Source organism: Candidatus Rokuibacteriota bacterium, assembly GCA_016188005.1.
Lineage (GTDB): Bacteria > Methylomirabilota > Methylomirabilia > Rokubacteriales > CSP1-6 > UBA12499.
The window spans coordinates 1-11,562 of the sequence record JACPIQ010000048.1; the positions used below are offsets into that span (position 1 = coordinate 1).

The following is an 11,562-nucleotide window of genomic DNA, read 5'->3' on the forward strand; positions in this document are numbered from 1 at the left end:
CCAGGGCAATTCCTCGGTGAAGAGCGTGATGGCCTGCCGCCACGGGCCGGGCAGGCGCGTCCAGTCCGTCCCCCAGAAGACGCGCCGCGGCCCGAAGGCGTCAAAGACCTGGCGGATGTACTGGTGAAGCCCCCGGTACGGGTACGGCTCCGTCGAGTAGCAGGGCAGCGCCGAGGCCTTCACCGCGACATTGGGCCGCTTCGCCAGGGCCAGGAGCCGGGGCAGGTCGGCGAAGGCGGCGGCGTCTTTCTCCGCGATCGGCAGCGCCAGGTGGTCGATGACGAGCCGCAGCCCGGGGTGCCGCGCGGCGATGGCATCGGCCGCCGGCAGCGAGCCGGGCACGAAGATCATCACCGGGATGCCTGCCTGCTCGGCGGCGGCCCAGAGCCAGTCGGCCGTGCCGTCGTGGAGCCACGGCCTCTGGACCTCCGTGTGGAAGGTGAAGCGGAGGCCGAGCATCCCCGGCTGGCGCTTCCAGCCCGCGACGAGCGCCCGGCTTTCGGGCCGCTCGATGGCGAGCCGGCCCATGACGGCGAAGCGGTCCGGGTGCAGGCCCGCCGCCTCCAGCGCGAGGTCATTGCGGTCGCCCTCCCACGAGGGCGGGACGATGACCGCGCGGCCGACACCGGCCTCGTCCATCCCGGCCCGCACCATCTCCTTGGTGACCGGGTGCGGCTTCTGGGCCTGGTGCGCGCGGCCGGGGGGCCACGGACGGTCGGGGGTGTCAGCGCCCCAGATGTGCACCTGCGAGTCCACGATGAGCATGGCTCCTCCTTTGGGTGGGCCCAGGATATCACCGCTGCCGCGGGATCAGCGTGGGACGGTGGGCGGGCGCCAGAGGAGCCGCGCGCCGGCCGCGAGCGCCGCGAGTCCCACGCCGGCGACGAAGACCCCCGAGGCCTTCGCGCCGAGGACCCCGCTCGCCACGGGCCCGAGGAATACCGTCGCGTCCACGCCCAGCCGGTAGAGACCGGTACGGCGGGCGAGCCCCTCGCGCCCTGCGTGCTCCCGGATCACGCCGAGCGGCAGCATCCAGCCCGCCAGGCCGAGGCCGAAGCCGACGCAGCCGGCGACGAAGAGCGGGAAGGAGCCGAGCCCCGCCCCCAGCGCACCGAGGCCCATCGCCAGCGCCACGGCCCCGAGCACCCGGCTGCGGCCCAGCCGGTCGGCCAGCTGCCCCACCGGGAGCAGGACGATCAGATCCACGCCCTGAGCCATCGCGAGCAGGCGCGAGATGCCGGAGCGCTCGAGGCCGAACTCCCGGGTCCCGCGCAGGGGGATGAGGAACTGGCTCACCGACGACCAGCAGAACCCGAACACCATCCCGACAGCCAGCATGAACCAGACCACGGGGGGCGTGCGGGCAGCGGGCGGATGCGCGGGATCGGATCCCTCAGCAGTGGCGCGCGGGCGTGCGGGCGGCGGCTCGGGCAGGCGCCGGCGCAGCAGGGGCAGGACGGCGACGCCCAGCAGGAGTGGCGAGGAAGCTCCCAGCAGCGACACGTTCCAGCCCCAGTCCTGCGGCAAGAGTCCGACGAGGGCCAGTCCGCCGAGAATGCCGAGCATCCCCGAGGCCTCGTAGGTGTTGAGCCGCACCGTGGCGCCGGCGCTGCGCTCGTCCTGGAGCACGGCGGTGAGCCCGCTCACCATGCCCAGCGTGTGGGCCAGGCCCATGAGACCCCGGCCGAGCACGAGCACCGGGAACGGCCCCCCGGTGCCGAGCACCAGCAGACCGACGATCATGACGGCCGGAGCGAGGCTGAAGGCGGTGGCCAGGCTGCGGCCGGCCAGCAGGCCTGCGGGCATGGCCCCCGCCATGCGGGCGAAGCCGAAAGCGCCGGCCACGACGCCCAGCTGCCAGTCGGCCAGGTCATGCGCGCGAGCGATCTCGGGGAGGAGCGGGCCGAAGGCGCCGTTGCAGAACGTGCTGAAGAACATCAGCAGGCATACCAGCGCCGTGCCGCTCAAGGCTGCAATGGGCGCTCAGCTCCCCGGGCGTTCGTCCGCCGCCGCGGACTCTTCCGCCTCACCGGCCTTGAGCTTGCGGAAGACGGTCTTCGGGTCGATCCCCAGGATCTTGGCCGTGAGGGTCTTATTCCCCTTGGTCAGCCGTAGCGTCTCCTCGAGGATCCGCTGCTCGACCTCCGCCAGCGGCGTGCCCACCTTGATCTTGAAGAAGGCCTCCCCCGCGGCCCCGGCGCCCGCCCCCTCCGCCCCCGCGCTGCCCTGGGCCGCCCCCGGGCGTTCGAGCATCACGGCGCGCTCGGCCACGTTGTCCGGCAGATCGGTCACCTCCACCGCCGAGCCGCGGGCGAGCACCACCGCCCGCTCCACCACGTTCTCCAGCTCCCGCACGTTCCCGGGCCAGGCGTAGGCCTCGAGGCAGCGGAGGGCGTCGTCGGTGAAGCTCTCGAGGTGCCGGTTGTTCTTGGCCGCGTACACGCGCAGGAAGTGCTGGGCCAGGACCGCCACGTCCTCTCGCCGCTCCCGGAGCGGTGGGGCGGTGATGCTGATCACGTTCAGCCGGTAGTAGAGATCCTCGCGGAAACGCTTCTCGCGGACGAGCGTCGTCAGGTCCTGATTGCTGGCCGCGACGATTCGCACGTCGACGCGGAGGGTCCGGGTGCCGCCCACCCGCTCGAACTCCCCCTCCTGGAGCACCCGCAGGATCTTCGGCTGGGTGACCGGCGAGAGGTCCGCGACCTCGTCCAGGAACAGGGTGCCGCCGTCGGCCAGCTCGAAGCGCCCTTCCTTCCGCCCCGCTGCACCCGTGAAGGCGCCCTTCTCGTAGCCGAACAGCTCCGACTCGAGCAACGTCTCGGGCAGGGCCGCGCAGTTGACGGCGACGAACGGCCCGCCGCGCCGGGGCGAGCGCTCGTGGATCGCGCGGGCCACCAGCTCCTTCCCGGTGCCGCTCTCGCCGTGGACCAGGACCGTGGCCGAGCTGTTGGCCACCTGGTCCACGAGCGTCATCATGCGGCGGAAGGCCGGACTCACCCCGATGATGTCGCCCTGGCGCAGGAGGTCGTCGAGGCGCTTCTGCAGCGCCCGGTTCTGCTCGACGAGGGCCCGGTGCTCGAGCGCCTTGCGGATCACGCGGATCAGCTGGGCGCGCTGGAACGGCTTCGTCAGGAAGTCGACGGCGCCGTCCTTCATGGCCTTGACGGCCTCTTCCACGGTGCCGAAGGCCGTGAGCATGATCACGTCCACGTCGGGCGCAACGGTCTTGGCCTCGCGCAGGAGCTCGAGACCCGTGAGCCCGGGCATCTTGAGATCCGAGAGGACGAGGTCCACCCCGCCCCCCCGCAGGCGCTCCAGCGCGGCGTGACCGTCAGGGGCGAGCACCACCTGGTAGCCCTCGCGGGTGAGCGTGCGCTCGAGGCTCTGGCGGATCGCCGGGTCGTCGTCGGCCACCAGCAGCAGCGGGGAGTCAGACAAGCGCAGCCCTCTTGATCGGCAGCGAGATGGTGAAGGTGGTGCCCGAGCCCGGACGGCTGTCCCAGGTCATGCGGCCTCCGTGCTCCTCCACGATCTGACGCGAGATGGACAGCCCGAGCCCGGTCCCCTGGGGCTTGGTGGTGAAGAACTGCTCGAACAGCCGCCGGCCGATGTCCGGCGGGATGCCCGGACCGGTGTCACTCACGAGGATCTCCACGGTGTCGTCGAGCCGCCGGGTGGTCACGGTGAGCATCCCGCCCTGGGACAGGGCCTCGAGCCCGTTCTTGACCAGGTTCAGCACCGCCTGGCGGAGCAGCGAGCGGTCGATGGCCATGGGCGGCACCGCCGGGTCCGTCTCCAGGCGCACGGCGATGCCCTGGCGCGTGGCGAGCGGCCGCACGAACTCCGCCACCGCCGTCACCATCTCGTTGACGGAGTCCTCCTCGAACTGCGGGCGCGGGAAGCGGGCGAAGGCCAGGTACTCCTCGGTGAGGGCGTCCAGGGCCATCACCTGCTCGCGGATGGCGCCCAGCAGGGTCGTGGCCTCCTCCATGTCCGGCTCCCGACGCTCGCCCACGATGTCGCCCAGCATCTCGGCGTTCAGCTCGATGGCGGCGATGGGGTTGCGCACCTCGTGGGCCACCTTCAGAGACAGCCGCCCCACCGTGGCCATGCGCTCTGCCACCACGAGCTCCTGCTGCGCGGCCTGCAGCCGCGTGAGCGTGCCCGTCAGCTCCGCGTTCAGCCGCTCCACCTCGGCCCGGGCCCGCCGCTCGTGCTCGGCCACGTGCCCCAGGGCGAAGGCAGGCAGCCCGACCAGCCCCATGAGAATGATGACGGGGGTCCAGCCAACCCACGGGGGTGCCAGCGCGGCGGCGGCGGCGTAGAGGAGCCCGGCCACCAGGGCCACCAGGAGCCCCACCCAGCGCCCGAAGTAATACGCGTTGACCGCCACCAACGGGAAGAACAGGAGGTAGAAAAGGCTGTCGGCGCCGCCCGTCAGATACAGGAGCGAGAAGACCAGCAGGAGGTCCACCGCCAGGGCGCCCGTGAAGATCGGCCGCGTCGCCCTCGGGTTTACAGTGACCAGCGCCAGGATGCACGCCTTGTAGGCCGCGAACCAGAGCACCAGCGAGTAGACGTCGAAGCGGTAGCGGGGGCGCAGCGGCGCCAGCCCCAGCGTGGCCAGCCCGCCGACCATGACCAGCGCCAGGAGAAAGGCGAAGACGCGCTCGTCCCGCTCGAGCAGGCGTACCAGCGCCGTCCAGGGTCTGCGCGCGAGGGTCCTCATGGGGTGATCACGCCGCCCTCAATATAGCGCGGAGCCGGTCATGCGGGGGTCTGACCCGTGGCGGGGGCGCCCGCCGGGCTCAGGTGGACCTCTTCCCGCCTGAGCAGCGGGATCACCACCAGCGGCAGGAGCCCGATGGCGCCCACGACGAGCATGAGCCGGCCGAGATTCCCGTAGTCCTGCTGCGTCACCCCGAAGAAGGTGTTGAGGTACCGCGTCCCCAGCTCGCTCGCCGACAGCGCCAGGTTCATCAAGGAGGCCATGATGGCGAACATGGTGGCCTCCGCTCCCCGGGGCGCCGTGCGGGCGATGAGGACCAGCATGGGCACCATGGCGAGCTGCGACAGCGGCGCCGAGATCGTGGTGTCGATGAAGGCGAAGGTCCGGGCGCTCATCCCGACCCACTCGTTGGCGCCGTAGAAGAGGCCGATGGTCGGCAGATAGAGCAGGGTCCCCACCACGGTCACCCAGAAGATCGTGAAGCTCACGGGGCGCTGCGTGATGGGCTTCCGGAAGAGGACCAGACCCAGGAGGCTCAGGACGCTGCTGGCCTGGGCAAGCAGGCCCAGGAACCGCTGGTCGAAGCCCAGCCTGTCGATGGCCCAGTAGCTGTACCCCTGCCCCACCCCCGGCGTGGCCCGGAACAGGAAGATCACGAAGGCGGCCACCGCCACGGGGCGGGACAGCCCCACGCGAGAGAGCAGGAGAACGATCAGGGTCGCGGACACCACGAGGACCAGCTCCTGGGCGAAGGGTATGTCGAAGCGCTCCAGCGCGACGCCGAGGGCGGCATAGGAGAGCCCGACGATCATGACAAGCCGCGCCTTGCCGCCGCCCAGCGGGCCGCTCTCGGCCAGCGCCTGCCCGGCAGCGCGCGCGGCCGGTCCGGGCGCGGAGCGCGCCTCCCGGCCCACGAAGAGCGCGCCGAGGCCCACCAGCACGGGCAGACCGGCGGCGAGGGCGAAGACGGGACGGGAGCCGAGAGTGCCCGCGAGCACGCCGCCCAGGTAGCCCACGCTGAGGCTTCCCGCCAGGAGCGCCATGCGCCCCAGGGTCTGCACCTGCCCCATCTCCTCGTCCGTCCGCGCCACCTGGACGCTGAGCGCGTCGGCCACGACGTCCTGGACCATGAAGCCCACCGTCACCAGCACCATGGCCGCCAGGTAGGCGCCCTTGGTGGCGATCACGGTGGCCAGGAGCGCGTAGCCCACGAAGGCGCCGAGGGCGCCCAGGAGCAGGTACGCCTTCCGGCGGCTGCCGAGGATCGGATAGACGTCGGAGGCGACGCCCGCCACCATCTTCATGCTCCAGGGCAAGCCCAGCCAGAAGCCGATGCCCGCCACCTCGGCGGGGGTGAGCGCGAGCGCGTCCTTCTGGAAGTAGAGCATGGCCACGCCGGTGATCCCGCTGGCTCCGTAGCAGAAGTAGGTCAGCAGCACGGGCAGGTACGCGACCCTCACGGGCCCGACCACGCGCCGGAGCAGCCTGCCGGGACCGGAACCGGCCGGGGGGGACGCCGCGGAGGGATCCGGCATGACTGCTAGTTTATCCCAGCGCGGCCTGCCGGCCGCTACCAAGCCGCGGGCGCCCGCGGACGCGCCCGGGCAAACGAGTCACCTGGGCGCCGAGCGAACGTCGAGGTTGTTGATGATGCGCCGGACGCCTCGAACGCCCCTGGCCAGAGCCGCCGCCTGCGCCTTTTGATCCGCGGAGTCGACCGTCCCGCTGAGATACACGGTCGCGTTGCTGCTCAGCACGCCGAGGCGCGTGAGGTTCGCGTCTTTCTCGGCGACGAGCCGGGCCTTGACCTCGGACTCGATCCGCATGTCCTCCAGGGGCCCGACGCTGGCGCAGGATTCCGGTTGAACGACGTTGAGCTCGAGATGGCTCTCGGTGCCCTCCCGCTGAACGAGCTTCGTCTCCGTCAACCGCGCAAGGTCGATTCCCGCCTGCTTGAACGTGGCGCGCACGGCTTCGAGACGACGGGTGGCCAGCTCGGGGACCGCGGAGGGCGTGACCGGCTCCCGCTCCAGGAGGGCGGCGGTGGCGGCCTCAAGCGTGTCCGGCGCCGGCCGCTCGCGGAAGCGCTGCTCGAAGAGGCGTCGGGCGGCGGCAGCCCCCGAGAGTCGCTCCTCGCGTGCCATCCTCTCGATGGTCGTCTCCAGGGCGCGACGTTTCAGCTCGTCCACGTCGCCCGATGAGACGACCGGGGTCAGCGTCATCCTGATCTCGGGCAACTGCTCGAGGAAGGCCGCCAGACGCGTGGCCTGCGCCTGCCCCTCCGAGGTAAGCGTCGCCGTGCCGGGTTCGAAGGGGACGGGATTCACGTCGATCCGCTGGATCCGCGAATCCTCGCTGACCTTGACGCGCCCGATCCAGCTGACGGGCAGCGTGATGGCGTTGATGGCGACGGCGCGCACCGCGCTCCAGATGGCCTCGCTGAAGTCGAACCGCGGATCATTGAGGCGGCCTCCCACCGGGAACGACACCTTGATGTCCCCGCGTCGATCCTTGAGGAGCGCGGTGAGCAGGCCAAGCGGCAGTCCGATGCGCGCCTGAGCCCCGTCCTCGGCCGCCGCGCGAACGAGCTGCAACCGGCTGAGCCGGATGTCGGTCCTGGCCGAGAGCGCGTCGCCGTCGAGGCGACAGCGAAACTCGGACGTCAGCTGGCCGTCCGTGGTCTTCCAGCCAACCTGCTGGAGGAGGTACGGGTTCGCGCGCGGGATCGCAAGTCCGCGCACGTCGCCGTTGACGTCGACCCACAGGGGCCCGCCCATCGCCCGCAGGGTACCCCGCAGGTCCACCGTCGCGGAGGGCCCGAGCTGTCCCGTGAGGCTGACCCGTGCTGGCTTCGCCGGCGCGGTCGAGAGACCTTCCAGGCGAATCGCGATCCGCTGAAGGTCCATGGCGAACGCGGGCGAGACCGCGCGATCGACGACCCGCGCGCCGCCGCCGTCGACGCTCACCTGAGTGACGGTGGCCACGAGAGCGCTGCCGTCGGTCTCGGTCGTCTCGCTCGCGGTCACGACGCCGGGATCCCCGGCCGCGCCTCGGTCTGTCCGGGTGTCCGGTCGTGAGGTCAACAAGGCGCGCAATGGCAGGCCGCCCTTGTCGTCGCGCTCGACCAGGATCCACGGCTGCGCCAGGGCGAGACGGGCGACGGCGATGCGCCCGGGCCAATCAACCTCGAGAGCCGTCGCGGTGGCTCGCTCAACTCTCATCACGGTCCGCTCACGGTCGCGCACGTCCACCCGCGAGAGCGCGGCGTGGCCCCGCGCCGTGACGCGGGACTCGGTCAGCCGGGGCATGACGACGGCCAGGTCCAGATCGGCGGCGCCGCGCACACGAGCCGTCGTAGGCAGATACGGTTGATAGGGCGCGAGCTCGGCATTCTTTGCCACCAGGCGCAGATCGGCGGAGAGCGGATCGAGCCCGATGCGTCCAGTCACGTGCAGCTGACCGCCACCGGGCGGCCGGAGCGCCAGGCGCACCCCGGCCGGTCCACGCAGTGGCCAGCCGATGCCCGTCACGCCGGCGTCGATGCTGGAGACGTCGAGGCGGGCGGTGGGCGAGACGGTCTCGTCGCGCCAGGTCAGCGCGCCGTTGCGCACGACGATCTCGCGGATGTCGACCGCGAGGGCTGCGGTCGCCGCAGGTGGGGCGGAGGCGGAGGCAGCTGCGGTCGGCGAGGCTGGCCGGCGTGCGAGATCCTTGATCGGAAAGCCGCCGCCCCGATCGCGTTCGACGGTACCCCGCGGCTCGCTGATCAGGACGCGCTGGACCACCACGTGCGTGGGCCAGTGGACCTCGAGCCCACGCGCCTCGATGCGCTGCGCACCGAGGAGCGACCGGTGAGCATCGGCAGCGGCGAGGCGGTTGACGGCAATCGATCCCTGCACGCGCGCGGGGATGCCCGCGGCGAGCGGCTCGTTCATGCGAAGGTCCGCTTCCGCGAGGCCGGTGATCCGGGCCGCGACGGGGAGGAACTGGGCCCACGGGGCGAGATCGACATTGGCGAGACGCACACGCACGTCGGTGGGGGCCGGCGGCGGTTGCAGCGCGCCCGTGACGGCCAACGTCCCGCCCCCGGCGACGCTCGCCCGGATGTCGATTTTCCCGGGCGTCGCGGCGGGCCACGTGAGATCGGCCACGGTCGCTCGCACGGTGGCCAGCCGGAAGCGACCACCCTGCTTCGCCGTGGGATCGCGGACGCTCATCGCGCTGTCGAGCGCCAGCCGGCCGAGCTGCAGAGACCCCTCACGGTGCACGAACCCGCCGATGTCGGTCGTCATCTTCGGCACGACAGCCAGGACGTCGCCGCTGGCCGCTCTGACGAGAGTCACGTCCTCGAACCGCGCCGTCGCATCGGCGCGCAAGCCTTCCCGCGCATCGAGCGCGACCGTGAGGGAGGCGCTGGCACGCCCACGGGCGAGGCTGACCGAGGCATCGGGCGGGAGGTAGACCCGTGCCGGCGTGAGGTCGAGTCCCTCGACCGTGACCGTGCCCTGCAGGTGAATCGGATAGAGGCGCAGATTCGTGAGGGTGATGGACGCGGGGGCGCCCGCGGTCACGGATCTTCCGACCGCCGTCCCATCGTCGCGCCGGGTGGACACGTTGTGCGCCTCGATGACGATGTGCTCCGAGCTCCAGGTCCGGCGTTCGGGGAGCGCTTGATCCTCCAGCGTGACCGTCCCATCCGTCAGCGCGAAGCGGTCCACCGTTACGTCGATCGGCCGGCCCGTCGTTCCCGACGTCTGGAGGAGATCGGAGAAGTTGAATCCGGCGCTGGGCAGGCGCACGACGTGGACGGTGGGTCGGGTCAGGATGAGCTCGCGGACCCACAGGTGGCCGAAGAGGAGGGAGGGCAAGCGCAGGCGGAGGTCCAGCCGCTCGAACCCGGCGAACGGCGTGTGGCCGTCGCGTTCCGCGATCTGCAAACCGTGAATCGTGAACCGACCGATCAGGATGTTGAGGTCGACGCGATCGATGCTGGTGGGCCGCCCGGTCCGCGCGTGGATGCGCGCGGTCGCCACGTGCCGAACGAGCTCGGGTAACCCGTAGAGCGTGACCGCGATCGCCCCCACAACCACGCCGGCGATCAGTGCGAGCCAGCGACGGGCGCTCATGGCTCCTCCATCCTCCTACCGCCCCTCGTCGAGAGCGCTGTTGCGCCTGTCCTTTTCGTTCGCCGGGGGCGCCGCGGGCGAGTGGTCCGAGAGCGTGCGCAGCTTCACCCGGAACGCTCCCTCGTCCACGGCGCCGAGCCTCTGCGCGGCGGCATAGGACAGGTCGATGATGCGTCCGCGGACGATCGGACCGCGGTCGTTGATGCGCACCTCGACGGACCGGCCGTTCTTGACATGGGTGACGAGCACGCGCGTCCCGAGCGGCAAGGACGGATGCGCGGCGGTGAGCGCGTGCATGTTGAAGACCTCTCCGCTGGCCATGCGGCGACCGTGGTGTGGACGGCCGTACCACGAGGCCAGGCCCGTTTGGATTTCTCCCGGCGGCGGAGCCTTCGGCTGAGGCGCTGAGCCTGGCGACCTCTCCGGTGGGAGCCCCTTGACGACGCCGGCCATCGTCGCGCAGCCCGTCAGCGCCAAGGCGACGGCCCACGGAGCCAGGACGGCCGGCCGGATCAGCGCCAGACCCAGTCGCGCAGCCGATTCCACCAATGTTCTATCCGGTACGTGATCCCGGCCTGCTCCGTGCACGGCTCCGGCTCGGTGCCGGCGAGGAACACCTCGCCCGCGACCCGCGGGCACGACGTGCCGGCGAGCCCGCCATCGCTCGCGTCGCTGTCCGCGATCCGGATGCCCTCCGGCACCACGAAGGCGGGCGCGGGATACGCGTCGAGCGCCTGCCTCATGAACTGCGACCAGATCGGCAGCGCCGCCGCTGCGCCGCTCAGCCCGTGGGGCGTGGCGTCGTCGAAGCCGACCCAGACGGCGGCGACGAGGCGGGACGAATAGCCGACGAACCAGGCATCGCGGCCCTCGTTCGTCGTGCCGGTCTTGCCGGCCACCTCGCTGCCGGCGGTCAGCGACTGCGCGGCGCTGGCCGTGCCCGAGCGAATGACGCCCTGGAGCAGCGACGTCATCAGATAGGCCTCGGCAGGGGTGATGACGGCGGACGGAGTCGCGTCGCGGCCGCCGGGCACGACCGCACTGCCGTCGGCCCGGTAGACCGCGCGCACCGAGTGGATCGCGCCCGGCCGCAGGCCTCCGCTCGCAAACGGGACGTACGCAGCGGCGAGGTCGATCGGCGTGACCTCGAAGGCGCCGAGGGCGAGCGCGGGGACGGGAGCCGTGTTCTCGGCGAGGCCGAGAGCCTGAGCCGTCTCCGCAATTGCCGGCGAGCCCACCGCCTGGGCGATACGCACGGTGGCGCCGTTCAGCGATTGCTCGAGCGCCCGGCGGACGCTCACGCGCCCCTCGTAGTGGTCGTCGTAGTTGCGCGGGCTCCAGGACTTGCCGTCCACGTTGACCGTGATGGGGCCGTCTTCGACCAGCGTCGCCGCGGTGAACGGCAGCGCGCCTTCCCGAGGTCTGATCGCCGCCAGATAGACGAACGGCTTGAACGCGGAGCCGGGCTGGCGCCGCGCCAGCGTCACGCGGTCGAACTGGCTCGCCTGGTAGTCGCGCCCGCCCACGAAGGCGCGGATCTCGCCGGTAGCGGGATCGAGCGCGATCAGGGCAGCCTGCAGACGCGCACTCGGGTCGCTCCGCCGGAGCCGGGCGTAGCGGCTCTCGAGCTGGTCGAGGCCGGCGGCGACCGCGTTCTCGGCGAAGCGTTGCAGCGTGAGGTCGAGCGTGGTGACGATGCGCGCCCCC

General features: G+C 71.7%; 8 protein-coding genes. All 8 read right to left on the reverse strand.

Going from position 1 to position 11,562, the window contains the following annotated elements; translation table 11 throughout:
* Nucleotides 1-765, reverse strand: a 765-nt coding sequence (locus HYV93_09580; protein ID MBI2526219.1) for an amidohydrolase, incomplete at its 3' end; no start/stop codon positions are given.
* A gap of 45 nt (nt 766-810) precedes the next feature.
* Complete coding sequence (locus HYV93_09585) at nt 811-1,938, reverse strand: MFS transporter (protein ID MBI2526220.1); 1,128 nt, start codon at nt 1,936-1,938, stop codon at nt 811-813.
* Between the two features lie 45 nt (nt 1,939-1,983).
* Nucleotides 1,984-3,444: a sigma-54-dependent Fis family transcriptional regulator gene (locus HYV93_09590; GenBank protein ID MBI2526221.1), complete on the reverse strand. Its 1,461-nt coding sequence runs from the start codon at nt 3,442-3,444 to the stop codon at nt 1,984-1,986.
* The gene (locus tag HYV93_09595; GenBank protein ID MBI2526222.1) at nt 3,431-4,729 is read right to left on the reverse strand and encodes a hypothetical protein; all 1,299 of its coding nucleotides are present in this window, start codon (nt 4,727-4,729) and stop codon (nt 3,431-3,433) included. Before HYV93_09595 ends, HYV93_09590 begins: the two co-directional genes overlap by 14 nt.
* A gap of 38 nt (nt 4,730-4,767) precedes the next feature.
* Nucleotides 4,768-6,201, reverse strand: coding sequence for a hypothetical protein (locus tag HYV93_09600; protein MBI2526223.1), 1,434 nt, complete (start codon nt 6,199-6,201; stop codon nt 4,768-4,770).
* A gap of 141 nt (nt 6,202-6,342) precedes the next feature.
* Nucleotides 6,343-9,855 (reverse strand): DUF748 domain-containing protein, encoded by a 3,513-nt coding sequence (locus HYV93_09605; GenBank protein MBI2526224.1) that lies wholly within the window; start codon nt 9,853-9,855, stop codon nt 6,343-6,345.
* Nucleotides 9,856-9,870: 15 nt separating this feature from the next.
* Complete coding sequence (locus HYV93_09610) at nt 9,871-10,308, reverse strand: septal ring lytic transglycosylase RlpA family protein (protein MBI2526225.1); 438 nt, start codon at nt 10,306-10,308, stop codon at nt 9,871-9,873.
* 59 nt (nt 10,309-10,367) lie between these two features.
* A partial coding sequence (locus HYV93_09615) for a transpeptidase-transglycosylase (GenBank protein MBI2526226.1) occupies nt 10,368-11,562 on the reverse strand: 1,195 nt, incomplete at its 5' end.

Bases quoted from the DNA above. Each gene is read 5' to 3' on its own strand.
- HYV93_09585 (MBI2526220.1), bottom strand. From the start codon at position 1,938: ATGTTCTTCAGCACGTTCTGCAACGGCGCCTTCGGCCCGCTCCTCCCC.
- HYV93_09595 (MBI2526222.1), bottom strand. From the start codon at position 4,729: ATGAGGACCCTCGCGCGCAGACCCTGGACGGCGCTGGTACGCCTGCTC.
- HYV93_09605 (MBI2526224.1), bottom strand. From the start codon at position 9,855: ATGAGCGCCCGTCGCTGGCTCGCACTGATCGCCGGCGTGGTTGTGGGG.
- HYV93_09610 (MBI2526225.1), bottom strand. From the start codon at position 10,308: ATGGCCGGCGTCGTCAAGGGGCTCCCACCGGAGAGGTCGCCAGGCTCA.